Genomic DNA, 23582 nt, shown 5'->3' with positions numbered 1-23582 from the left:
CGCGCGCGCAACAGGCCGGCCGCAAGACCAGACCCCATCCACGCATCGCAGGCAGGCGATCACGCCATACGGCAAATTCCGTGCCCTCCACCCCTTTCCGACTGGACGGGCCATCCCCCTTCTTCAAGGGGGCAGGACAGCAGATTGCCCCCGCGACTCCTCACCGCTCATTTCCGCGCCTGCCGCTGACTCGCCTGCCGCCCCCCATGACGACCGACGTCTCGACCGATACCGACCTGCTTCCCCGCCTGCGGCGCTGCACCCGCCCCCTGCATGACGACATCGAGGCCTTGCTCGGCCTCGAGGCGCCGATGCCGATCGCGCGCTACGGCCGCATCCTGCGCGGCTTCCACGAATTCCTCCAGCTGTGGGAGCCGCGCGTGCGCCATGCGCTGCCGGCGCCGCTGCGGCCCTGGTTCGACGACCGCGGCCGCGCCGGTTTCGCCGCGCGCGACCTCACCGCCCTGGCGGTGCCCGACGACGCCGCGCTGCGCGCCGCCGCCCGCGCGTCCCAGCCACGCATCCGCCTGGACTCGCCGGCGGCCGCGATCGGCTCGCTCTACGTGATCGAGGGCTCGGCGCTCGGGGGTCAGGTGTTGACACCGCGGCTGCTGGCCGCGCACGGCCTGACGCCGGAGCGCGGCGCCGCCTACTTCAACGGCTTCGGCGCGCGCACCGGCGCCATGTGGCGCGAGTTCCGCCAGTTCGCCGACGCCCAGGCCGGCCAGGACGCGGCGAGCCGCGCCATGGCCTGCCGCGCCGCGGTCCAGACCTTCAAGGCGCTGCTGGCGACCTTCGAACCGGTCGCCGCGTCATGACGCCCGTGCCCACCGGCGGGACGCCGACGGCGTTGCAGCTCGCCCAGTGCGCCAGCGAGCCGATCCGCGTGCCCGGCGCGATCCAGCCGCATGGCTGGCTGGCCGCGGTCGATGGCCGCCAGGGCGCCCTGGTCGCCTTCAGCGAGAACTGGGCCGCGCTGCTGCCCTCGCCGCAGGACCTGCTGCCCGCGCGCATCCAGGGCGCGCTCGATCCGGTGATCGCCGCGCGCCATGCGCTGATCGACGGCGAGGGCCCCGTGTCCTGCGGCGCATGGACGATCGGCGGCCGGCGGCTGCATGTGTCGGGGCATCGGCTGGGTGAGCTGGCCTACTTCGAACTCGAGCCGGACGCCGAGGACCCCGGCGCCCGCGCGCCGATCTACAGCCTGGCGCGCCACCTGGTGCCGCTGATGCAGCGCACTGGCGCGGTGGACGAGCTCTGCCGCGTCGTGGTCGCGGAGATGAAGCGGCTCACCGGCTTCGGCCGCTGCCTGGCCTACCGCTTCGATGCCGAGGGCCATGGCGAGGTGCTGGCCGAATCGGCCGATCCGGGCTACGACCTCTACGCGGGCCATCGCTTCCCGGGCTCGGACATTCCGGCGCAGGCGCGCGAGCTGTACCGCATCAACCACATCCGGCTGATCGCCGACGCGCAATACGAGCCCGTGCCGGTGCGCTTCGTCGACGGCCGCGACGCCACGGCGCTGGACCTGTCGCAGGCGGCGCTGCGCAGCGTCTCGCCGGTGCACCTCGAGTACATGCGCAACATGCGCACGCTCGCGTCGATGTCGGTGTCCATCGTGGTCGGCGGCAAGCTGTGGGGACTGGTGTCCTGCCACGACCACGCGCCGCGTCAGCTCTCCTGGCAGACGCGCATGGCCTGCGAGCACCTCGGCCAGCTGCTGTCGCTGCAGATCGAGGCCAAGGAGGAGAACGAGCAGGTGTCCGAGCAGCTGCGCCTGCGCCAGCTGACGCTGGCGATCGTGTCGCAGCTCGCGGACAGCGACGCGACGCTGCAGCGCCTGGTCGACGAGCCCGGCCCGCTGCTGCGGCTGGGACGCGCGGCCGGCGCGGCGGTGATCCTCAACGACCGCTGCTGGTCGGTGGGCGAGACGCCGGCTCACGACACGCTGCTCGAACTCGGCCAGTGGCTGGCCCATCGCGTCGACCAGGTCTGGCACAGCGACCGGCTGCCGGTGGAGGCGCCGTCGCTGGGCGGCTCGCTCGGCGCGATGACGGGGCTGCTGGCGATCTCGATCTCGCGGCTGCACCGGCATCACATCGTCTGGTTCCGGCCGGAGATCGCGCAGACCATCGTCTGGGCCGGCGATCCGCGCAAAGCGTCCTCGACCGGGCCGGACACCCGGCTGCACCCGCGCCGCAGCTTCGCGAGCTGGAAGGAACAGGTCAGCGGCCGGTCGCTGCCGTGGACGCCCGGCGAGATCCATGCGGTGCGGGAGCTGCGCCAGGCGCTGATCGGCATCGTGCTGCGGCGCGCCGAGGAGATGGCCGAGGTCGCGATGGAGCTGGGCCGCGTGAACAAGGAGCTGGAGGCCTTCTCGTACACCGTGTCGCACGACCTGCGCGCGCCGATGCGCCACATCGCGGGCTTCGTCGACCTGGTGCTGGAGACGGAGGGCGAGGCGCTCTCCGCGCGCGCGCAGCGCTACCTCGCGCATGTGAAGGAGGCCTCGGCGCACGCCGGGCAGCTGGTGGACGCACTGCTCGACTTCTCGCGCATGGGGCGCTCGGCGATCAAGCATTCGCTGGTCAACGCCGAACATCTGATCGAGGACCTGATCGCCGAGCAGAACACGCTCACCAAGGACCGGCGGATCGACTGGGTGGTGCGGGGACCGCTGCCGCGGCTGTGGGGCGACCCGCTGCTGCTGCAGGTGGCGATCCGCAACCTGGTCTCGAACGCGGTGAAGTACACGCGGCCGCGCGAGCTGGCCCGCATCGAGATCACCGGCATCGAGGACGAGACCGGCACCGGGCTGAGCGTGCGCGACAACGGCGTGGGCTTCCAGATGAAGTACGCCGGCAAGCTGTTCGGCGTGTTCCAGCGCCTGCATCAGAACGAGGCCTTCGAGGGCACCGGCATCGGCCTGGCGAGCGTGCGCCGCATCGTCGAGCGCCATGGCGGACGGGTCGACGCCTGGGGCCAGCCCGAGGACGGGGCGTGCTTCAGCTTCACCGTGCCGACGCGCGCGATGCTGGACGCGCGTTCCGGCGACACAGCCGCCCTCTCCTCCCCCCTCGCCGCCTCCCTGGCCTCCCCCTTCGCCGCCTCCCGCACCGACGACTGACCCCCGACGCCCATGTTGAAGCCCATCCTCCTTGTCGAAGACGACGCCCGTGACCTCGAGCTGACGCTGGTCGCCCTCGAACGCAGCCAGCTCGCCAACGAGGTGATCGTGGTGCGCGACGGTGCCCAGGCGCTGGACTACCTGCTGCGCGACGGCGCGCATGCCGGCCGCGCGGAGGGCAACCCGGCGGTGATCCTGCTGGACCTGAAGCTGCCGAAGGTGAATGGGCTCGAGGTGCTGAAGGCGGTGCGCGGCACCGAGACGCTCAAGAGCGTGCCGGTGGTGATGCTGACCTCGTCGCAGACGGAGACGGACGTGGTGCAGAGCTACGAGCTGGGCGTGAATGCGTACGTGGTCAAGCCCGTGGACTTCAAGCAGTTCGTGGCGGCGATCGCGGACCTGGGCGTGTTCTGGGCGGTGCTGAACGAGCCGCCGCCCGGATCGCTGCGCGCCGCGCGGCGCTACGAATGAGCCATGGCTGAACCGATGACGCCTCCCGGATCGCCGACCGCGGCGGCGCGCGCCGCGCCATCCGGGGCGAACGCGCCGCCGCTGGAGATCCTGCTGCTCGAGGATTCGACCTTCGACGCGGAGCTGCTGCTGGCGTCGCTCGAGTCGACGCATCCGCGGGCGCGGGTGACCTGGGTGAAGGACGAGGCGGGCCTGCTGGGCGCGCTGGAGACGCAGCGCTTCGACCTGATCCTGTCGGACTACCAGTTGCCGGGCTTCACCGGCGCCGAGGCGCTCGCGCTGGCGCAGGAGCGGGTGCCGGGCACGCCGTTCATCTTCGTGTCGGGCGTGATCGGCGAGGAGAACACGGTGGAGCTGCTCAAGCGCGGCGCCACCGACTACGTGATGAAGGGCCGGCTGGCGCGGCTGCCGGTCGCGATCGACCGCGCGCTGCGCGAGGTGCGCCAGCGCGATGCCCAGCATCTGGCCGAGGCGCAGTTGCGCGAGGCCGATGCGCTGTACGCGCGGGTGGTCGATTCGCTGCAGGACCATGCGGTGATCCTGCTGGACTCGGAGGGCCGCATCCGGGAGTGGAACCGCGCGGCGGGGAGCATCTTCGGGCATGCGCTGGACGACGTGCGGGGGCTGTCCGCCGAGATCCTGCTGACGCCGCAGGACCGGGCGGCCGGCGTGCTCGAGAACGAGCTGGCGGTGGCGCTGACGCTGGGGCAGGCGCGCGACGACCGCTGGCTGATGCGGCGGGACGGCTCGCGGCTGCGCGCCGAGGGCGTGGTGACGCCGCTGTTCAGCGCGGCCGGGGCGCCGACGGGGTTCTCCAAGATCATCCGCGACACGACGCCAGCCTACGAGGCGCAGCAGGCGCTGCGGCTGGGCAAGGAGGCGGCGGAGCGCGCCAACGAGCTCAAGGACCAGTTCCTGGCGGTGCTGTCGCACGAGCTGCGCTCGCCGCTGAGCGCGATCACGGGCTGGGCGGACATCCTGGGGAACTTCGCGGACGCGCATCCGCTGCTGGGCAAGGCGGCGACGGTGATCCGGCGCAACGCGCAGCTGCAGGCGCGGATGATCAACGACCTGCTCGACATGAGCGCGGTGGCGGCGGGCAAGCTGGTGCTGCAGACGGCGCCGCTGGACCTGTCGGCGCTGGCGTCGGACGCGGTGCTGGGGGCGCTGCACGAGGCGCAGGGCAAGGGCGTGGCGCTGAACTGCCGCGCGCCGGCGCCGGTGTGGATCCCGGCGGACGCGCAGCGGCTGTCACAGGTGATGGCGAACCTGATCGGCAATGCGATCAAGTTCACCGACGGCGGCGGACGCGTGGAGGTCGAGGTGGATGTCGATGACGGCTGGGCGCGCGTTCGCGTGCGCGACACCGGGCGCGGCATCTCGCGCGAGTTCCTGCCCTTTGTCTTCGAGCGGCTGCGGCAGGAGGACGGCTCGTCGACGCGCAAGGTCGGCGGCCTCGGACTGGGACTGGCGATCGCGCGCGCGATCGCTGAGCTGCATCACGGACGGATCAGCGCCGACAGCCCGGGGCCGGGCGGCGGCGCGACCCTCGAGCTGCGGTTGCCGCTGCTCGAGGAGCAGGCGCTGCCGCCACCGCCGGCGGCGGAGCCGGTGGCCTTCTCCGAGGACCTGCTGGCGGGCGTGCGGGTGCTGCTCGTCGACGATGAAGAGGACGCCCGGGAGGTCGGCCAGGTGGCGCTGAGCCGGCTGGGCGCGCGGGTGGAGGTCGCGGCGACCGCGGCGCAGGCGCTGGAGCGGCTGACGCGGGAGCGCTTCGACCTGCTGGTGTCCGACATCGGGATGCCGGAGATGGATGGACGCTCGCTGATCCGCGCGGTGCGGCAGTTGCCGGGAGGCTGCGCCGAGGCGCTGCCGGCGGTCGCGCTGACGGCGTTCGCGATGGTGACGGACCGGCAGGAGGGTCTCGCGGCCGGCTTCCAGGGGTATGTGGCGAAGCCGATCGAGCTGGGCGCGCTGACGCGGGCGATTCAGGAGGTGCTGGGGCGCAAGGCCGGCGGGGATTGAGCGGTCAGTGCCGGCCCTTGCGCGGGCCGGCAGCGCTGAGCGCCCTGGCCTTGCGGCGGCGACTGGGTTCCGCAGGCAGCCTCGGTTGCAGTCGTGGGCGATGGCGGGCCTGGACGGCCATGTAGGTTGCCCGATCGATCAGCCCCGCTCGCTTGAGGTCGAAGTAGGTCATCAAGATCATTCGATCGAAAGGCCTAAGAGATTTGTGCATCGCAATTCACCTTGGAGAGAAGTCCGTCATCGAGCTGTCGGGCTCGCTGGCGCTCTGTGAGCGACAGGAACTCCTTCGCAGCCCGGCGGCATTCAAGGTCCTCGGCCGCGCTGATGTTGGCCCTGTCGCTCTTTGCGAAACCGTAGATGAAGAGCCAGTGGCCGTACTCATGTCGTGCGACGAACGTCCGATAGCCACCACGCTTTCCTTGACCGATCCTGGCGATCCGCTTCTTCAAGAGCGCGCCGCCCAGATCCGCATCGATCAGACCACGTGCCATCTCGACGACGGCCCGACAGAGATCGCGGTCAACCAACCCCTGCTGGCGCATCCATCGACGAAACCAACGCATTGCAAAAACTGCCACATCGACCTCCACGCATCACTGCGATGAAGGTCAGTGCCAGGTCTTGCTATCGAACGATTCGTCCTGAGGACGGCCTACTGATGGGGGAGCTGCGGGGGCTCACCTCACATTGACCGTGAAGTTCTTCGAGCCGAAGTTCATGCCGCCGGCCGAGGACGTGATCTCGAAGCCGTACTGGACGTCCCCCACGACCAGGTCGCCCATCCAGCCGAGGTTCTTCAGGTAGTTGAGGATGGCGCGCACGTCGACCGTGGTGTTGTTGGTCTTCGTCGTGCGCAGGAACGAATACACCATGTTGTTGCCGTTGCTGCCACGGTAGACATTCCAGGTGGAGCCGCCCACCGACACGTTGGTGTAGACGGGAATGGCGCAGCCGGCCGAGGTCCAGTTGTAGGAGATGGGCTTGACGTTGCCGCAGCCGCCCGCCGTGCCGGTGTAGTTCAGCCAGAGCATGATCTCGTGGGCGTTGTTGCCCACCCAGATGTCGTAGGTGGACTCCCACGCGCCGCCGGATGGCGTGGTCGCGCTGACGGTCGAGGTCAGCGTGGAGAGCGAGCTGATCGTGCGGTTCACCGTGTAGCTGATGTGCGGGTATGACTTGATCCCGCCGGTGTTGGGCTGATCGGACCAGACGCCCCAATCGGCATTGGAGTTGGCCCAGATGGTCTGGGCGCCGGCGGCCAGGCCGCTGCAAGGCGACCAGACGTCGTTGTTGAAGCCATAGCTGCCGTAGGTCCAGGTGGCGAACAGGTTGGACGCCGAGCACGACGAGGTCGCCGGCGAGGAGGCGGCCCAGGTGGCGGCCTGCGCGCCCGTGGAGGCGCAGGCCAGGGTGACAAAGGCTGCTGCGAGCAGTTGACGATGGGTCGAGGTCATAGGTCTCCGTGTCCTTGTTGTTGAGGGTGCCGTGCCATCTGCCCCGGATGGGGGAGGGCAATCGGCGAATAAATTCGAGCGCTCAACAATTAGTTCAACCATCGGGCTTACCCGGCCGCCGCGAGCCCGCGCCCGTGATGGTGCCTTGGCATCGGCACCTCATCGACATGAGCGCTTCACGGATTCTTCATGTGCTCCCAAGCTTGAATTCAGGCGCAGCTTGGACACTGATTCCGCAGTCCGGCCTCCCGCCGGACATTGATCGAGGAAGTACCGAAGTGAGACTCTCCATTGCGCCGCTCGCCGCGCTTGTCTGCCTGCTCAGCGCCTGCGCGGCGACCGTGGATCCCATCACCACCCCGCGCGGTCGCGAGGGATTCGTCGTGACGTGCGACAGCCCTGAGGGCTGGCCGGCCTGCTACAGCGCAGCGGCCGAGGCATGCGGCGGCCGTTACCGCGTCATTGACCGGTCGGAGAGGGCCAAGCGTCTGGTTGCCGAATGCCGGCGGTCCGACCGGTACGATTGAAGCGCCCCATGCAGCCACAGGAGAACCCGATGATCAAAGTCAGTGTCATGTACCCCTACGCCGCGGGCGTGAGATTCGATCATGCGTACTACCGCGAGAAGCACATGCCCATGGTGAAACAGCGGCTCGGCGCGGCATGCCTGTACTACACGGTGGACAAGGGCATCGCGGGTGGCGCTCCGGGCGCCGACCCGGTCTACGTGGCCAGGTGCGACTTCATCTGCACCTCCATCGAGGCCTTCATGGCGGCCCGCGCCCCGCACGCGCGGGAGATCGGGGACGACATCGCCAACTACACGGACATACAGCCGGTGCTGCAGATCAGTGAGGTGGTCGTGGAGCGTTCGGAGGGTTGAGTGAACCGCGTCGAACGGGAACCCGCCATCGGGGTTGGAACAGAAGCTTGCTTTTGCGTCCTGGGAATGCTATAAAGCACGATTCACCTTGAGCCATGTCTCGGTGATCTCCCTCGCGCCAGCACACATATGCCGCCCGGTGTCACGGTGTGTGACTGTCGCCTTTCAGGACTGCTCCTGACTTCAAGCAGTCTGACCAGCAGTACTTCGCTGCTTCAGGCCCGATCGCGGCCTGATAACCGATTGAACAAGATTCCGAACAACGCCATCTCCATGGGCAAATACGTCGTGTCGCCCGCGACCCACCCGACCGGTTGCGGCCGCTTCAGCGCCTCCTTCGCCATCAGGCGCTCGGACGGCAATGGCACGTACTGCCGGGTATTCCGCTTCGACAGGACCTTCGCTTCCCGTCACGCGGCACAGCTCTTCGCGGTGACCCAAGGCTGGCTCGAATCCTCGATGCCCCAGCCCGCTCCCCCATCCCTGGCCTGCTGACGACCTGCCCGGCAGATTCGTCTCTGGCTTCCCGCGCGCCGCGTACACGATCTGTGCATCGTCCGCAGGCGCGCCTCAACGAGAAAGGCTCCTTGAATGAGCAGCAAGATCTACGTGGGTAACCTGCCCTACTCCGTGACCGATTCCAGCCTCCGCAGCAACTTCGCCGAATTCGGCGACGTATCCTCGGCCAAGGTCATGATGGACCGGGAGACCGGCAACTCCAAGGGTTTCGGCTTTGTCGAAATGGACTCGGCCGAAAACGCCCAAGCCGCCATCACGGCGCTGCACGGCATGTCGGTGCAGGGTCGCTCGATCGTCGTCACCCTGGCACGCCCGCGTGACGCGGAAAAGCCGTCGGGCGCTCGTCCTTCCGGCGAATTCCGTTCGACCAAACGCTCGGATGTTGGTTATGGCACCGGCGGCTATGGCGGCGGCCGCTACTAAGCCGCGGCGCTCCACCTGAAAAGCCGACTCAAGCGAGTCGGCTTTTTTCTTTTTGGGGCCATGATCAGTTTCGTTGCGGACACGGGAGGCGAGCTCCGGATACACGCGTCCAGTCCAGCGGAAAGATAACGGATGATCGATGCCTCAGGATGAATCAATGAATCCACGTCGCGTGCACGAACTGATGCGAGCGCATTTCCCGGAGCGCCCTGAATCGGCGACTGAATGGGTCGTCGCGGTTGATGAACAGGGTCTGCGCGTTTCCGTCCTCGAAGGCCTCGTGCGGCGATACATCAGCGCCGATTCACTCTTGGTCGAGGCCAACCGGAAGGCAGGTGGAATGTTCCCCCTGCCCGCAGCGATCGACTTCGTGGCCGCTCATGCGAACAAGGGACGCATCCTGCTCACGAACCGCGAGTTCTCAGGCTTCGTGGTCGTGGAATCAAACGGGGTGGCGAGCGGCTGGTCGGCCCATTAGGATGTCCGCCCCGGCCTCCATCCACCTCGCCATTCCCATGCAGACCTGGCAACTCGACGACCCGACCGGCATTGCGGCGGCCAACAAGTACACCTTCTACAAGCCGTCGCTGGACGTGATCTCCAAGGTCTGCGTGGGCGAGGTCGTGAAGCTGATCTTCCGAGGCCATGGCGACGACGCCAGCAACGTCCATGTCGAGCGCATGTGGGTCCTGGTGGACGCCGTGCTTGCCGGCGGTGGTTTCGAGGGGCGGCTGGATAACGAGCCGAAGTACATCCGGGGCCTCAAACCCGGAGACCCGGTGTGCTTCGAGGCACGGCACATCATCCACACGGAACACAGCGACCCGCACGACCTCACCGCCAAGTACGTCAAGCGCGCTTTCGTGACCAATCGGATCCTCTACGACGGTCAAGCGATCCGTTTCCTCTACCGCGACGCTCCGGACGAGGACCAGGACAGCGGCTGGCGATTCACGGCCGGCGACGAGACGGACGAACACATGCAAGACGCTGACAGCATCAGCTACGTGTCGCTCGGCGCCGTGCTGTCGAAGGACGACTCCATCCTCCACCTTCTGGACGAGCCGGAGGGCTCGGCGTTCATGCGCGATGAGGCCTCGGGGCTTTTCGTTCCAGATGCGCGCGACTGACGGCCTCAAGGCACTTCGCCGCCAGGCCATTCAGGCCCGGAGCCCTCAAGCCGGCAGGAACTGCCCCCGCACGATGGCCTCCAAGGAAGGAAACTCCGCCGCGCCCTTGTCGGTTCGCAGACGCAGCAGGTAATACACCGCGCCCTGTGCCGGCGTGGACTCCAGCTCCAGGAGCAGCACCCGCGGCGGCACTGAACCGAAGAGGTCATCCGCAGGCACCCCGGCGCGATCGACCAGGTCCCCTGAGATCGACTGGACCGCGAACAGCTCGATGTCGATCCGAACGCGCTGTGGCATTCGCTGCGCCGCCCGGCGCAACCCGAGCGCCATCAACGCACGCCTGGCCCGTACCCGCCAGCTCGTGGCGGCCAGGCGGCACTCGATCACGAGCCGCAGATGCCGGCCGTTCGCGTCCTCAAACGGCGCCAGCGACAACAGCCGTCGATCGGGTTCCGTCGGCGGCAGGCCTGCGAAGACGTCGTCGCTCATCGCGGCCTACTTCGAATAGCCCTGGTCCTTGATGAACACTGCCCGCTGCTGGTCGCCGCTGAAGGCGAAGAGCACGCGCTCGGTCGAGCCGTTCTCGCGTTCGACCTGCATGGCCCAGCCCTCGAGCCGGTAGCGGCCGACGAAGTCCGCCCCATTGCGCCGCTGCTGCGTCGCACCGCCCGCCCCGGCGCCGACCGCGCTCACCGACGAGGTCGAGGTGCTGCCGCCACGCGAATACGAGTTGGTCGCCATCCCGGCCACGCCGTTCGCGGCGGCCATCGCGCCGGTGCCGAACACCGACTTGCCGGTCTGCTCGAAGCTGCCGTCGGGCAGGAAGTGGAAGCGGTTCTGCGAGCTGGCGCCGCCCAGGATCGAATACCGGGAATGCGTGTAGATGCCCGTGATCCGCTGCCCCGCCGACGCCGGGGCCGCTGGCGAGCCGATCACCGTCCGCCAGTCCTTGTCGTCGTGGTCCTTGATCTGCCAGTCCGTGCCATTGCGGCGCCACTGGATGATGCGGTCCGGTTTCATCCGGCGCGCCGCCGCGATGTCGAGTTCATCCGGCGGCAGATCGAGGTCGCGGTAGCCGGTGCCGTCCTTCAGCAGCAGGTGCAGGTTCTCGACCATGCTCTCGCCGCTGGGCTGGTACCGGGTCCAGAGCATGAAGGCGATGTCGCGTTCCGCCACGCCTTTGCCTGGAGCCGTGTGGATCGCGCGCTCCGCGGCCGCCCGCCGCTCCATGGCCGCGGCCCGCTCGGCCTGCTCGCGCTGCTGGCGCGCATCGCCGGCCAGCGACTTGAGCGTCGGCCACAGCTCGTTCGTGCTGGCCGAGATCACCTTCAGCCCGCCGCTGTACTGCTGCAGCAGCGCTTCCTCCTGGGAGAACGCGACGCGCATCCATTCGAGCTGGCCGTCGCGCGGCGGGCGCATGTAGACCTGCGTCTCGACGGAGGCGCCGTTGACGCTGATCACGCAGCTCTGCACGACGACTCCGGCCTTCAGCACCTCGGGCGGCTTGCAGGCCGGCTGGCCCGCGGCGCCAAGGCCGCGCAGCGGTTCCTTGATGCGCGCAAAGGCGGCCAGGCCTTCGTCGCGGCCGACCGCCATCGGCGGCGCGGCCCAGAACTGCATCACCTTGCCGGGCGGCAGGCTGGCGGGCTGCAGCAGCAGACCGTCCTCGTGAACCCGCATGGTCCAGCCGGGCGGTGGGCTGAAGGCCATGGCCAAAGAGATCGGACCGACCAGCAGAGCCGCCATCGCGGCGCGAGACAGGATCGAGGAAGAACGGCGGAAGAACTCGGAACGGCGCATGGACTTCCTGCAAGAACGCGAAAGGCGAAGTGTCCCGGCGATCCTTCCGTCAGCGTCTCCCAAGGACTAGGGAGACGGAGCGGGCCGTCGAGGGTCGAGGCGACTTTGCTGTGGTTGAGCCGCGCGCGTTCGGTAGAGGTCTCCCTCCCGAAGCGGGCGAGGGAGTAAGAGCCGGGCGTCGTAGTAAACCCCCTCGCCCCCGCGGGGAGAGGGAGGGGAGAGGGGGCTCGTGCCACAGCGCTGCTGCCCTTCGAAGCCCCCCCTCTCCCCTGCCCTCTCCCCCCTCGCGGGGGGCGAGGGAGTTCTTGCGCAAGGCAAGTGCGGGCAGCCCTTTCTTACCCCCTCGCCCGCTTGCGGGAGGGGCGAGGGCCAGCGGGCGAGGGAGTAAGAGCCGCGCGTCGTAGTAAACCCCCTCGCCCCTGCGGGGAGAGGGAGGGGAGAGGGGGCTCGTGCCACAGCGCTGCTGCCCTTCGAAGCACCCCCTCTCCCCTGCCCTCTCCCCCCTCGCGGGGGGCGAGGGAGTTCTTGCGCAAGGCAAGTGCGTGCAGCCTTCCCGGAGCAGCTCATCGAGATCGCGTACCGGGTGGACATGTCCATCGTCTGAGGTCCGAGAGAGGTCGCCTCTGTGGACGCGCATCAACGCATCCGGCCAAGGACCGCCTCCAGCGGAAGCGGACGTCGACGGTTCGTACGCCAAGGCGCCTGAACATCGGAGTTCAGACTGTGCGTAGCCCAGGAATGACGCGGGCGCTCGACACTTTCATGTGGAGCGCCCGCGGGTCTGGCTACAGAGCCAACTACATGAGCTGGGGATCCGCCCCAGACCTAGAAGTTGAAGACATATCACCTCCTTTCGCAGTGGCCGAAGAAGCTTGACCTTACCAGACTTGGGCGCTGGCTGCGCACCCGCATGAGTTCCGCGCAGACATGCCGCTCTTCACTTACCTCGTCAGCTATCGGGGTGACTCTTACGTCGCACAGGGTAGCCACTCCGTTTGGTTATCCGCGCCGTTCTAACTGAGCGCTAAACGTAGGAATGGGAGATCTTCACTTCAGCACGCTCATCAGCCAGCGCGAGAAAGGCGACTGACGACATCGCGAACTGTCTGAAGTCGGCAATCTCCGCCAGCCCATCGCACCATCTGTTCCCGTCGCCCAGAGCGTCCCGCTCCGCGGTTGGCTCAAATCGGAACGTCAGGCACAGTTGGCTGATCGCATCGTCATCCTGCTCGTCGTCTTCAATGAACTGCCGAGTGATATCGAGCTCGAATCGCGGGCCTTCCCCCCAGTCGAAAGTCCCCCATTGGAAGAGCAACATGTCCGCGCTGGGCCCGTCACATCCCACTGGCTGGACCGACCGGTAGAAGGAGAGCATCTGCTCCACTCCTTGTCGAGCCGTGCATTGGGAAACGCTCAGTCCCCTGGCGTTCACGAACGCCGCGAATGCGGCGAGAGAGTCACCCGGCTTCATGTGTGAGTCAGATTCCTGATGTCGTCGTCTTTGAAGGTCGGCGATTTGCAATCAGCGCATCAACCGGGCTTGGGGATCCTGCTTTCTGCGCCTCGAACCAATTCACTGACGGTCCGCCCGCGAGTGCTGCCCAGATACTTGACCAGCTCGCAATCGGCGTACTCCACGCGGCCGATCAAGAAGACCTCCTTCTCGTTGCCGGAACACAGCGGGTTCGCGAAAGGCTTCCGGCTCTTGAGCGTCAGGTGCATTCGCTGCCCTTCGTAGGCAGTGGCGGCCGCGAAGTTATTCACCTCGCATCCCGATATCAACGGGGACGAGGACGAACTGACCGCGTGATCCTGGCAGAGCCGCCTCGCGACCTGGCATGCCAGCGACGCTGCTTGCGCGGAGCGAGGCAAGCTCAAGGCCGTGTGCATGCTGTCTTCCGTCAGGTGAAGAAGCACCTTGTCTTTATTGGGTCCCTCGTCTTCGGAAATCACCAACGTCTTACCGGAAACCGTGGCTTTCAATCGGCGTTTCCTGCCACTGACCTCGACGGCGAATTTCTTGGCTCCGGAGGCATTCTTGGCCTCAAAGATCACGGCTGACCTGAGCGAGTAGAAGTTCTTGCCCTCCGTCGGCGCTTGCAAACGCGTGAGGAACACCTCCGGTCGCTCCTTACGAAAGAAGTCATAACCCATGCTGTCGCCCCCCTTGAAATTGGCTCAGCCTAGGCATGACCTGCCCTGCTCCACAGTGAAAAAGGTCACCCTCCACGCGCTCGATTCTTGCCGTCGTCGCTGCACGTTAAAACGCCGCCCCGGAGCCCAAACAGCGGCGGGCTCGCTTCTTCGCACATGCGTTCGGGCACTCCGACGGGCGTTGCAGACACCTTTCCTACCCTGCTGATTGCGGCAGAGCCGCTCCAGGAAACGCGCGCCGAAGCAAAGGAGTTTGTCGCAATGATCACGCCCGTCTCGAGTCCGACTCACAGTCGACCCTCAACCCCTACTCGAGAGACCTCGCGCAACTCTCAGCCGATATCCGAGCAGACAGGGCCGGCCCATCCAGTACTGGCGGGTCGCGCTCGCAGCGGTTCAGCGAGTCCAGCGACGTCACCGCCGAGAAGCGTGCTTCCCTCGTCCCCGGCCGCCGCTTCGAATGAGGCGATGATCCGGAGTCTCGTGAACGAGGTATCGGGACAGCTTTCGAACGGTGCTCTGGCCACGTTGCAGCAAGGCGCCAATGACGGGTTTGCGTCGTTGCCGCCTGCGTATCGGGATCTCGGCATGCAGACCGCGCGCCTCGTGGGTCTTGTGGCCGAGCCGGCGCCGACGGGCCCTGCGATGCCGTTTCCGGCACTCGCTCCGCGCCTCGAAGCCATGGCGGTTGTTTCATCGCAGCTGGTCGAGGCAACGAAGCTCGACTCGGTGAGTGCTGCCTTGCTGCAGGACCCGCAACAGCGAGCCGATACGCTGGCGCCGCATGTGAAGCGGTTGAAGGACGCGGGGCATGTGACCGCGGGGGCCGTCAATCAGACGCCGGTGGCAGAGCTTCGGGCGAACAGGGAGGTTGTGAAGGATCAGCTCACCGCGTGGGCTGGTGCGACCGAGACCTTGCATGACCAGCTCAAGGCCCAACTCGGCGAGACGCATCCGGTGACCGTGGCCGCGCTCGAGGCGAGAACCGAAGCTTCGGCCGTGTACGGCAAGACCATGATGCGCATGGCCGTCGCGCGCCTGGGACGCGGGTTGTACGAGTTGACGGTCGGGAAGGCTGTCGCCGGTGTTTCGCGGCTGTTCGGGGCGGGGAACTAGACAGCCGCGCGGCGCGCTACTTTGAAGTCTTGGTCGAGTCTCGCCACTTCCGACGCGCAATGGGAATCGCGGCGCACACGGGCCCCAGCCAGCCCAAACCCGCCAAGAGGCGAATGACCTCAGGCTTCGTGCCCAGCCAATGTCCGACGCCGAGCGCCGTCTGCGCGGCCAACCAAAGGGTCATGGCCGCACAAGTCACCGCGACCACGGCAAGTCCAATCAATCGAATCATCGTGTTCCCGGTGCAGTCGACGCCATTGCGATGCATTCTGACAATCGCGCCGGTCGTTGAAGTTTCTCGCTCGCGCCTGAGTTGGTGCCAAGTCATCCCCGACCAAATCAAGCCGCTGATTACAGAGCAGCTTGCAGTTGCCCGCATTGTGAGGGTGGAAAGGCGGCCAGAGTTCCTTCTGAAACAGTCGAACGCCGCAGTGTGCAGGTTTGACGACATCCTCACATGCAACTCATCATTGGCCGCAGAAACTTAACGACTTGTCATCGGAAGACAAACGCTGCGCTCGCGATCATTAAACGTCGCTCACCGTGAATCGCGGACAAGAACCCTGCATGGGACAAAACGCCGGGGGATGGACGACGTGCTCAAGAGTGTGCGGTTAATCCGAGAGCCTTAACGACGCGAGGAGCGCCGACCACCGGCGCTGAGCGCTCGCGGCTTGCGAGCCCGGAAAGGCTCGGCAGGTTCGCGTGGCTGGACGCTTGATCGGTCCCGATGGGCACGGAAAACACCGACGCCGGCCACCTCCATGCGATGAATGCCGACCTGCTTCACGAGATGTCGATCATGTTGACCGTCGTCGAAGTGGCTGTGCATGAAGAGCACTTCTTCCAGATCCTCACCACCGGCAACAACGAGGAGACCCAGCACTGACCGCCTCAGCCACCGCCGCGAGACGAGCGGCATTCCCCACAACCCATCCCACAAAGACAACGAGCCGTGCCCTCCCGGACACGGCTCGCTTCATTGAGCTCTTGCGTAATCAGAACCGCTGCGACTGCATGAAGTCGTCGAAGCCCGCTTCCGCGAATCGGAACCACAGGTTCTGGTCGCGACGGAAGTTGGCGTAATCCTCGTACACCTTCTTCCAGTTCGGGTTCTTCGCCGACAGCTCCGAGTACAGCGCCATCGACTCCTTGAACGCCAGGTCCATCGCGTCCTTCGGGAATCTCATCAGCTTGGTCTTCGCCGCCACCAGCTGCTTGAGCGCCGGCGGATTCACCACGTCGTACTTGGCCTGCATGTCCACATGCGTGTACGCCGACGCCGCCTCGACGATCGCCTTGTACTCCGGCGACAACCCCTCGTAGGCCTTGATGTTCAGATAGAAGTCGACCTGCGGGCCGCCCTCCCACCAACCGGGGTAGTAGTAGTACGGCGCCACCTTGTTGAAGCCCAGCTTCAGGTCGTCATACGGTCCCACCCACTCCGCCGCGTCGATCGTGCCCTTCTCCAGTGCCGAATACAGCTCGCCGCCCGGCAGGTTCTGCGGCACGCCGCCCATGCGCTCGATCACCCGGCCCGCGAAACCGCCAATGCGGAACTTCAATCCCTTGAAGTCCGCCGCCGACTTGATTTCCTTGCGATACCAGCCCGCCATCTGCGCGCCCGTATTGCCGCCAGGGAAGTTGATGATGTTGTAGTTCCGGTAGAACTCGCGCATCAGCTTCAGGCCATTGCCGTGGAAGGTCCACGCGGTCATCTGCCGCGAGTTCAGTCCGAACGGAATCGACGCGCCAATCGCGAAAGTCTCGTCCTTGCCGAAGAAGTAGTAAGGCACCGTGTGCGCGATCTCGACGGTGCCGTTCTGCACGCCATCGACCACCCCGAACGCCGGCATCAGCTCGCCGCCCGCGTGCACGCTGATCTGGAACTTGCCGCCGCTGAGCTCGCTCACCTTCTTGGCGAAGACCTCGCCGCCGCCGTAGATCGTGTCCAACTGCTTGGGAAAGCTCGACGCCATGCGCCAGCGGATGTTGGCCTGCGCATGCACGATGGCGGGGGCCGCTCCCGCGGCCAGCACGCCAGCCAGGCCGGCATTCTTGACGAACGAACGACGCTCCATGAAGTCTCCTCTTTCGTTGGTATGCAAACTCGCAAATCGAAAGCAGGATTAACCACCGCAGCGCTGGCGTCAACCTGACAAGCCCGGAGGCGCCCTCCCTCTGAAGAGCGCCCCCTTTTCCCCTGGGATCAGGCGCCGGCCAGCTTCATGTTCTCGATCAGGATCGAGCCCACCGTCTTGCTGCCCAGCGTGTACGCATCCGCGCCGATGCCGACGATCTGCCGGAACATCTCCTTCACGTTGCCCGCGATCGTGATCTCGTGGACCGGGTGCGCGATGACGCCGTTCTCGACCCAGTAGCCGCTCGCGCCGCGCGAGTAGTCGCCCGTCACGTAGTTGACGCCCTGCCCCATCAGCTCGGTCACGAACAGACCCGTGCCCAGCCGGCGCAGCATCGTCGCCAGGTCGTCGCCCGGCGCCGTCGCCTTGCTGCGCATCGTCAGGTTGTGCGAGCCGCCCGCGTGGCCCGTCGTGCGCAGGCCCAGCTTGCGCGCCGAATAGGTCGACAGGAAGTAGCCCTTCAGCACGCCCGCCTCGACCACCGTGCGCGCCTTCGTCACCACGCCCTCGTCATCGAACGGCGAACTGCCCTTGCCCTTGACGATGTGCGGGTCCTCGACGACCTCGATGTGCGGCGACAGGATCTGCTGGTCCAGGCTGTCGAGCAGGAAGCTCGCGCGGCGGTACAGCGCGCCGCCGCTGGTGGCCTGCACCAGCGCGCCCAGCAGCCCGGCCGCCACCGGCGCCTCGAACAGCACCGGCACGCTCGCCGTCTTGACCTTGCGCCCCTTCAGCCGCGCCAGCGCGCGCTCGGCGGCGTATCTACCGATCGACTCGGCCGAGGACAGCTCCGCCGCGTCACGCATCGAGCTGTACCAGGCGTCGCGCTCCATGCCCGCGCCGCGGCCGGCGATCGGCGCGACCGAGATCGAATGCCGCGAGCTCGCGTACCCGCCGCGGAAACCGCGCGAGTTCCCCGCGAAGAAATGCGACTGCTGCGCCGACACCGCCGCCCCCTCCGAATTGGTGATGCGCGCATCCGTTTTCAGGGCGGCATCCTCGCAGCGCAGCGCCAGCTCGGCCGCCTGCTCGGCGGTGATCGCCCAGGGATGGAACAGGTCCAGCGCCGGACGCGCCGACTCGTCCAGCGACAGGTCCTGCTCGTCGGGCAGGCCGGCGAACTCGTCCTCGGCGGTGAAACGCGCGATGTCGTAGGCCGCCCGCACCGTGTCCTTCAGCGCCTTGGCCGAGAAGTCCGAGGTGCTCGCGTTGCCTCTGCGCTGGCCCAGGTACACCGACACGCCCAGCGACTTGTCCCGGTTGCGCTCGACGTTCTCGAGCTGCCCCCGGCGCACCGACACCGACATGCCGCTGCCCTCGGACACTTCCGCGCCAGCGTCGCTGGCGCCCAGGGCCTTGGCCTCGGCGAGCACGTCCTCGATCAACTGGCGGAACTGGTCCTGGCTGTAGGCGAATCCTTGCTCGGCTTGGCTCATGAATGCGGTCTCTTTGAAAGCAGCGCGGCCTGGGGAAATCCGAGGCCGCGACGGGGTGGCGACTATCATACGGGCGCTGTGCCCCGCCCTTCCGGTCGGGGCTTCTCGCTTTCTTCCCCCATGCACGACGCTCACGACGACCACGACGACCGCGCGGACCTCGACGATTTCGAGGACGACCGCCCCAGCAAGAGCCAGCTCAAGCGCGACATGGACGCGCTCCAGGCCCTGGGCGCCGAACTGCTCACGCTGCCCGAGAAGCGCGTCGCCGCCCTGAACCTGCCCGAGTCGCTGATGGACGCGATCAAGGAAGGCCGCCGCATCGTCGCCGGCACCGCCCGCAGCGGCAAGAAGCGCCATCTGCAGCTGATCGGCAAGCTGATGCGCCAGGTCGACCCCGAACCGATCCGTGAGGCGGTGGCCGAGTTCAAGCTCGGCCGCGCGCAGGACTCGCTGGAGCTGCATCAGGCCGAGCGCTGGCGCGAGCGCCTCGTCGGCGACGACAACGCGCTGCAGGGCTTCATCGACAGCTTCGACGAGGTCGACGTCCAGCAGCTGCGCAGCCTGATCCGCGCCGCCCGCAAGGACCGCGCCCTGGCGCCCGAGCAGCGCAACGGCCGCGCCTGGCGCGAGCTGTTCCAGTTCATCAAGGGCCATGTGCTCGCGGCCAAGGGCTCCGCGCCGGCCGATGACGACGCGGACGAGGCGGAGGCCGGCGATGAGTGAGGCGGCCGCCGCGGGCGCTGGCGACGGCCTGCCGCCGCCGGAGGCGGTCCGCATCGGCATCGTGTCCATCAGCGACCGCGCCTCGACCGGCGTCTACGAGGACAAGGGCCTGCCGGCCTTGAAGGAGTGGCTGGGCGCCGCGCTCTTCAATCCGATCGAGTTCCAGCCCAGACTGATCCCCGACGAGCGCGAGCTGATCGCGCGAACGCTGCGCGAGCTGGTCGACGACGCGCGCTGCGACCTGGTGCTGACCACCGGCGGCACCGGCCCGGCGATCCGCGACGTCACGCCCGAGGCGACGATGGACGTTGCCGACCGCGTGATGCCGGGCTTCGGCGAGCAGATGCGGCAGATCTCGCTGCATTTCGTCCCGACCGCGATCCTGTCAAGACAGGTCGCGGTGATCCGCGGTCAGGCGCTGATCATCAACCTGCCGGGCCAGCCCAAGGCGATCGCCGAAACCCTCGCCGGCCATGACGCCGCCCGCGGCATCTTCGCCGCGGTGCCGTACTGCCTCGACCTGATCGGCGGCCCCTATCTCGAGACGCGCGACGCGATCTGCGCCGCCTTCCGCCCCAAGACCGCCCAGCGCCCCAAGCGCGCGGGCTGACTCCCCCTCCCGACGCCTCCACGAGAAGCAACAGCGAAGAGCATCACATCATGAAGATCACCAAGGACACCATCGCCACCGTCGAACTGAAAGTGGCGAACAAGCTCGGCCAGGTCATCGAGAAGACCGACGAGCCGATGGCGCTGCTGATCGGCGGCTACGGCAACACGCTGCCGGCCATCGAAACCGCGCTGGAAGGCCAGGAAAAGGGCTTCGCCACCACCATCGAGCTGACGCCCGAGACCGGCTTCGGCGAGCGCGACGAGAGCCTGCTCATCACCATCCCGAAGAAGGACTTCCCGCCCGGCGTGAAGATCGGCGGCCAGCTGCAGATCCGCCAGGCCGCCGAAGGCGAGTCCGAGCCCTCGGCCGATGACGGCTTCCATGTCTTCACCGTCGTGAAGATCAAGGGCGACACCGTGCACCTGGACGGCAACCACCCGCTGGCCGGCCAGCACCTGAAGATCAGCGTCAAGGTCAAGGACGTGCGCGCCGCCACGCAGGAAGAGATCGACCATGGGCATGCCCATGGCGATCATGGCCATCATCACTGAGGCCCTTCGAAGACCCCCTCTCCCCTGCCCTCTCCCCCTCACGGGGGCGAGGGAGTTGGAAAGCGAAGAGAAGAAAGGGGAAGAGGGGACGAGCGGCTACTTGACCAGTCTCGACAGCTCCGCCGCGTCGAAGTTCTCGGCCTGCTGCGCCTCTTGCGGCACGCAGTCCTTGCGCTCGGCCTCCGACAGCTTCGCGATCGCCTGCCATAGCAGCGCGATCTGGTGCTCGTGGCCGGCCGCGTTGTCGATCAGGCCTTTCATCGCCTGCGCCACCGGGTCGTCGCCCTGCGTGACGCCGTAGGCCGAGAAGCCCATCCGCGCCGCCACCGCCTCGCGCTGCGCATCGCCCTTGGCCTCGATGATGCGGGCCGGGTTGCCGACCGCCGTCGCGCCCGCCGGCACCGGCTTGGTCACCACCGCGCCGGAGCCGACGCGCGCGCCCTCCCCGACCGTGAAGCCGCCGAGGATGCAGGCATTGGCGCCGACGATCACCCCACGCTCCAGCGTCGGATGCCGCTTGGCGCCCTTCACCAGCGAGGTGCCGCCCAGCGTCACGCCCTGGTAGATCGTGACCTCGTCGCCGATCTCCGTCATCTCGCCGATGACGATGCCCATGCCGTGGTCGATGAACACGCGCCGGCCGATGGTCGCGCCGGGGTGGATCTCGATGCCGGTCAGGAAGCGCCCGATGTGCGACGTGAAGCGGCCCAGCCACCGCAAGCCGCGGGTCCAGAACCAGTGCGCGCATCGATGCAGCGTCAGCGCGTGCAGACCCGGGTAACAGGTCAGCACCTCCCAGGCCGAGCGGGCGGCGGGGTCGCGTTCGAGGATGCAGGCGATGTCTTCGCGAAGACGCTGGAACATGGAAGAACCCGATGAACCCGCGAGGGGTCCGATGCTGAGGGTCGGCCAGTTTAGCGGCGGGTCCCGACCTTGCCCCGCACAGGCCTACTCGCCGTGGCGCAAGGCTTACTCGTCTCCCCCGAGCGTGGGGGGCGTGCCGGCGGCGGGCCGGGTCTTCTCGATCGCCCGGGCGATGCCGCGCAGGATATGCACCTCCTCCTGCGTCAGCCCGGCCCGGTTGAACAGCTGGTTCAGCCGCGGCATCAGCTTTTTGGGCGAGGACGGATCCAGATAGCCCAGGTGCACCAGGCTGCTCTCCAGATGCGTGAGCAGCCCCTGCACCGCGCGCGCGTCCGCCAGCCGCGGATCGGCGGTGCGCGCCTCGACGGCGAAGCCGCCCAGCGCCTGGCGCCAGTCGTAGGCGACCAGTTGCACCGCCTGCGCCAGGTTCAGCGAGCCGTACTCCGGATGCGTCGGGATCGACAACACCGCATGGGCGCGGTAGACGTCCTCGTTGCTCATGCCGTAGCGCTCGGAGCCGAACAGGAAGGCCACCTGATGGGTGGCGCCTTCACCCGGCGCTTCCCCCTTGCGAGCGAGTTCCTCGAACAGCTCGCGCGGCATGCGCGTCGGCGGACCGAAGTCGCGCGGTGTCATCGCCGTGGCGCAGACGAAGGTGCAGCCCTCCAGCGCGTCCTCGAGCCGGTCGACGATGCGCGCCCGCGCCAGGATGTCGGCCGCGCCGCTGGCCATGGCGACCGTCTCCTCCTGGCTCAGCACGTCGGCGAAGCGCGGTCTCACCAGGATCAGGTCGCGGAAGCCCATCACCTTCATCGCCCGAGCGGTCGAGCCGACGTTGCCGGGATGGCTGGTCTCGATCAGCACGAAGCGTGTCGGATCGGACGCCGGAGGGGGTGCGGTCAGGCCGGGGTCAGCCGGGGGCATAGGGGAAACCACGAGTCTGTGCCAAAATGGCCGATTATCCGCGCCGGACCCGCCCCGATCCGATCCCGTCGTTTCGAGGCCCGCCGCCCCGCTCTTTCCCTTCGCCAGTCCACTTCCCAGCACAGGAAACGTCCCGCATGACGCAAGCCGCCCTTCATCCCATGCTCAACGTCGCCATCAAGGCGGCGCGTTCCGCCGGCGCGATCATCAACCGCGCGTCGATGGACCTGGACATCCTGAAGATCAACACCAAGTCGCCCAACGACTTCGTGACCGAAGTGGACCAGGCCGCCGAGCAGGTGATCATCGAGACGCTGCTGCAGGCCTACCCCGACCACGGCATCCTGGCCGAAGAGTCCGGCCGCCAGCACGGCGCGCGGCATTCCGAGTTCCAGTGGATCATCGATCCGCTCGACGGCACGACCAACTTCATCCACGGCCTGCCCTTCTACTGCGTGTCGATCGCGCTGGCGCACCGCAACGTGGTGCAGCAGGCGGTGGTGTACGACCCGACCCGCAACGACCTGTTCTACGCGACCAAGGGCCGCGGCGCCTACCTGAACGACAAGCGCATCCGCGTCAGCAAACGCACCCGCATGAGCGACGCGCTGATCGGCACCGGCTTCCCGTTCCGCCGCGGCGACAACTTCAAGCGCTACCTGAAGATGTTCGAGGCGGTCATGACGGAAGTCGCCGGCGTGCGCCGCCCGGGTGCCGCGGCGCTGGACCTGTGCTACGTGGCCGCGGGCCACTACGACGGCTTCTTCGAGACCGGCCTGAATCCGTGGGACGTGGCGGCCGGCTCGCTGATCATCCAGGAGGCGGGCGGCCTGGTCGGCAACTTCACCGGCGAGCCGGACTTCCTGCACCAGCGCGAGATCGTCGCCGGCACGCCGCGCATCTACGGCCCGCTGGTGCAGATCCTGGCGCCGTACACCCGCGTGATCACGCAGGACGACCTGGACGCGGATGCTGCCTCGGTGGACGAGGCAGCGGAAAAGCCAGCCCCCAAGAAGAAGGCCCCCGTCGACGGCGAGGCGCCCAAGAAGCGCGGCCCGGTGCGCATCAAGAAGGCGACCGACGAGAACGCGGAAGGCTGAGAAGCCCGCCGCCATCGGCCTTCGGGGCGATGAGCGGCGCAGCGCGAGGTGTTCCTTACGCCAACTGACAGAGCCCTCCTCAGGAGGGCTTTGTCGTTTTTGGCGCGAACGGTTGAAGCGCGACC

27 protein-coding genes are annotated in these 23582 nt (G+C 67.4%); 16 read left to right on the top strand and 11 right to left on the bottom strand.

Annotated elements, in window-relative coordinates; translation table 11 throughout:
• Nucleotides 1-206 precede the first annotated feature (206 nt).
• The 4 genes from ACEN96_RS11150 to ACEN96_RS11135 are packed head-to-tail and all read left to right on the top strand — an operon-like array spanning nt 207 to nt 5623.
• Complete coding sequence (locus tag ACEN96_RS11150) at nt 207-818, top strand: biliverdin-producing heme oxygenase (protein ID WP_495588080.1); 612 nt, start codon at nt 207-209, stop codon at nt 816-818.
• Nucleotides 815-3127 (top strand): ATP-binding protein, encoded by a 2313-nt coding sequence (locus tag ACEN96_RS11145; protein ID WP_495588079.1) that lies wholly within the window; start codon nt 815-817, stop codon nt 3125-3127. The genes ACEN96_RS11150 and ACEN96_RS11145 overlap by 4 nt, the downstream gene beginning before the upstream one ends.
• A 12-nt stretch (nt 3128-3139) precedes the next feature.
• Entirely contained in the window at nt 3140-3598 is a 459-nt protein-coding gene (locus ACEN96_RS11140) for a response regulator (protein WP_495588078.1), read from the top strand.
• Between the two features lie 3 nt (nt 3599-3601).
• Complete coding sequence (locus tag ACEN96_RS11135) at nt 3602-5623, top strand: ATP-binding response regulator (protein WP_495588077.1); 2022 nt, start codon at nt 3602-3604, stop codon at nt 5621-5623.
• A gap of 4 nt (nt 5624-5627) precedes the next feature.
• Here ACEN96_RS11135 and ACEN96_RS11130 read toward each other — a convergent pair whose 3' ends face one another.
• The 3 genes from ACEN96_RS11130 to ACEN96_RS11120 form a co-directional block, all read right to left on the bottom strand.
• Nucleotides 5628-5795: a hypothetical protein gene (locus ACEN96_RS11130; RefSeq protein ID WP_495588076.1), complete on the bottom strand. Its 168-nt coding sequence runs from the start codon at nt 5793-5795 to the stop codon at nt 5628-5630.
• Between the two features lie 22 nt (nt 5796-5817).
• On the bottom strand, nt 5818-6213 hold the full coding sequence (locus ACEN96_RS11125) for a type II toxin-antitoxin system RelE/ParE family toxin (RefSeq protein WP_495588075.1): 396 nt from the start codon (nt 6211-6213) through the stop codon (nt 5818-5820).
• A gap of 87 nt (nt 6214-6300) precedes the next feature.
• The gene (locus ACEN96_RS11120; RefSeq protein ID WP_495588074.1) at nt 6301-7077 is read right to left on the bottom strand and encodes a GH12 family glycosyl hydrolase domain-containing protein; all 777 of its coding nucleotides are present in this window, start codon (nt 7075-7077) and stop codon (nt 6301-6303) included.
• Between the two features lie 556 nt (nt 7078-7633).
• On the opposite strand from ACEN96_RS11120, the gene ACEN96_RS11115 reads away from it, so the two are divergent.
• From ACEN96_RS11115 to ACEN96_RS11095, 5 genes are all read left to right on the top strand, one after another.
• Nucleotides 7634-7960, top strand: coding sequence for an EthD family reductase (locus ACEN96_RS11115; RefSeq protein ID WP_495588073.1), 327 nt, complete (start codon nt 7634-7636; stop codon nt 7958-7960).
• Nucleotides 7961-8233: 273 nt separating this feature from the next.
• Nucleotides 8234-8455 carry a hypothetical protein gene (locus ACEN96_RS11110; RefSeq protein WP_495588591.1) on the top strand — a complete coding sequence of 74 codons (222 nt, stop codon included), beginning with the start codon at nt 8234-8236 and terminating at the stop codon, nt 8453-8455.
• A 96-nt stretch (nt 8456-8551) separates the two neighbouring features.
• Entirely contained in the window at nt 8552-8902 is a 351-nt protein-coding gene (gene rbp / locus ACEN96_RS11105; RefSeq protein WP_495588072.1) for an RNA-binding regulator, read from the top strand.
• A 157-nt stretch (nt 8903-9059) separates the two neighbouring features.
• The gene (locus ACEN96_RS11100; RefSeq protein WP_495588071.1) at nt 9060-9380 is read left to right on the top strand and encodes a hypothetical protein; all 321 of its coding nucleotides are present in this window, start codon (nt 9060-9062) and stop codon (nt 9378-9380) included.
• A 37-nt stretch (nt 9381-9417) separates the two neighbouring features.
• Nucleotides 9418-10032 carry an immunity protein Imm33 domain-containing protein gene (locus tag ACEN96_RS11095; RefSeq protein ID WP_495588070.1) on the top strand — a complete coding sequence of 205 codons (615 nt, stop codon included), beginning with the start codon at nt 9418-9420 and terminating at the stop codon, nt 10030-10032.
• A gap of 45 nt (nt 10033-10077) precedes the next feature.
• Here ACEN96_RS11095 and ACEN96_RS11090 read toward each other — a convergent pair whose 3' ends face one another.
• The 4 genes from ACEN96_RS11090 to ACEN96_RS11075 form a co-directional block, all read right to left on the bottom strand.
• Nucleotides 10078-10521 (bottom strand): hypothetical protein, encoded by a 444-nt coding sequence (locus ACEN96_RS11090; protein WP_495588069.1) that lies wholly within the window; start codon nt 10519-10521, stop codon nt 10078-10080.
• Between the two features lie 6 nt (nt 10522-10527).
• Nucleotides 10528-11742: a hypothetical protein gene (locus tag ACEN96_RS11085; RefSeq protein WP_495588068.1), complete on the bottom strand. Its 1215-nt coding sequence runs from the start codon at nt 11740-11742 to the stop codon at nt 10528-10530.
• A gap of 1114 nt (nt 11743-12856) precedes the next feature.
• Entirely contained in the window at nt 12857-13207 is a 351-nt protein-coding gene (locus tag ACEN96_RS11080; protein WP_495588067.1) for a hypothetical protein, read from the bottom strand.
• Between the two features lie 155 nt (nt 13208-13362).
• The gene (locus ACEN96_RS11075) at nt 13363-13986 is read right to left on the bottom strand and encodes a hypothetical protein (RefSeq protein WP_495588066.1); all 624 of its coding nucleotides are present in this window, start codon (nt 13984-13986) and stop codon (nt 13363-13365) included.
• Nucleotides 13987-14454: 468 nt separating this feature from the next.
• On the opposite strand from ACEN96_RS11075, the gene ACEN96_RS11070 reads away from it, so the two are divergent.
• The 3 genes from ACEN96_RS11070 (at nt 14455) to ACEN96_RS11060 (ending at nt 15991) form a co-directional block, all read left to right on the top strand.
• Nucleotides 14455-15102 carry a hypothetical protein gene (locus ACEN96_RS11070; RefSeq protein WP_495588065.1) on the top strand — a complete coding sequence of 216 codons (648 nt, stop codon included), beginning with the start codon at nt 14455-14457 and terminating at the stop codon, nt 15100-15102.
• Nucleotides 15103-15215: 113 nt separating this feature from the next.
• Complete coding sequence (locus ACEN96_RS11065; RefSeq protein ID WP_495588064.1) at nt 15216-15590, top strand: hypothetical protein; 375 nt, start codon at nt 15216-15218, stop codon at nt 15588-15590.
• 242 nt (nt 15591-15832) lie between these two features.
• Nucleotides 15833-15991 (top strand): hypothetical protein, encoded by a 159-nt coding sequence (locus ACEN96_RS11060; protein ID WP_495588063.1) that lies wholly within the window; start codon nt 15833-15835, stop codon nt 15989-15991.
• A 109-nt stretch (nt 15992-16100) separates the two neighbouring features.
• On the opposite strand, the gene ACEN96_RS11055 is transcribed toward ACEN96_RS11060, so the two are convergent.
• Nucleotides 16101-17183, bottom strand: coding sequence for a TRAP transporter substrate-binding protein (locus tag ACEN96_RS11055; RefSeq protein WP_495588062.1), 1083 nt, complete (start codon nt 17181-17183; stop codon nt 16101-16103).
• 128 nt (nt 17184-17311) lie between these two features.
• On the bottom strand, nt 17312-18679 hold the full coding sequence (gene pmbA, locus ACEN96_RS11050) for a metalloprotease PmbA (protein ID WP_495588061.1): 1368 nt from the start codon (nt 18677-18679) through the stop codon (nt 17312-17314).
• Nucleotides 18680-18799: 120 nt separating this feature from the next.
• On the opposite strand from pmbA, the gene yjgA reads away from it, so the two are divergent.
• Genes yjgA through ACEN96_RS11035 form a run of 3 tightly spaced genes read left to right on the top strand, consistent with a single transcriptional unit; the run spans nt 18800 to nt 20569 of the window.
• Nucleotides 18800-19405 (top strand): ribosome biogenesis factor YjgA, encoded by a 606-nt coding sequence (gene yjgA, locus ACEN96_RS11045; protein ID WP_495588060.1) that lies wholly within the window; start codon nt 18800-18802, stop codon nt 19403-19405.
• Nucleotides 19398-20015 carry a molybdopterin adenylyltransferase gene (mog, locus tag ACEN96_RS11040; protein WP_495588059.1) on the top strand — a complete coding sequence of 206 codons (618 nt, stop codon included), beginning with the start codon at nt 19398-19400 and terminating at the stop codon, nt 20013-20015. The genes yjgA and mog overlap by 8 nt, the downstream gene beginning before the upstream one ends.
• Before the next feature lie 50 nt (nt 20016-20065).
• A complete protein-coding gene (locus tag ACEN96_RS11035; RefSeq protein ID WP_495588058.1) occupies nt 20066-20569 on the top strand; it encodes an FKBP-type peptidyl-prolyl cis-trans isomerase in 504 nt (167 codons plus the stop codon).
• Nucleotides 20570-20665: 96 nt separating this feature from the next.
• Here the strand turns inward: ACEN96_RS11035 and cysE are convergent, their stop codons facing one another.
• Nucleotides 20666-21433: a serine O-acetyltransferase gene (gene cysE / locus ACEN96_RS11030; RefSeq protein ID WP_495588057.1), complete on the bottom strand. Its 768-nt coding sequence runs from the start codon at nt 21431-21433 to the stop codon at nt 20666-20668.
• 105 nt (nt 21434-21538) lie between these two features.
• Nucleotides 21539-22357: an RNA methyltransferase gene (locus tag ACEN96_RS11025; protein ID WP_495588056.1), complete on the bottom strand. Its 819-nt coding sequence runs from the start codon at nt 22355-22357 to the stop codon at nt 21539-21541.
• 137 nt (nt 22358-22494) lie between these two features.
• Between ACEN96_RS11025 and ACEN96_RS11020 the strand changes: the two genes are divergently transcribed.
• On the top strand, nt 22495-23457 hold the full coding sequence (locus ACEN96_RS11020) for an inositol monophosphatase family protein (RefSeq protein ID WP_495588055.1): 963 nt from the start codon (nt 22495-22497) through the stop codon (nt 23455-23457).
• Nucleotides 23458-23582: the final 125 nt, after the last annotated feature.

The sequence above is a fragment of the Roseateles sp. Mitsp63 genome (assembly GCF_059491535.1).
The sequence above is the reverse complement of the archived record's forward strand: the minus strand, read 5'-3'. Positions and strand labels throughout refer to the sequence as shown.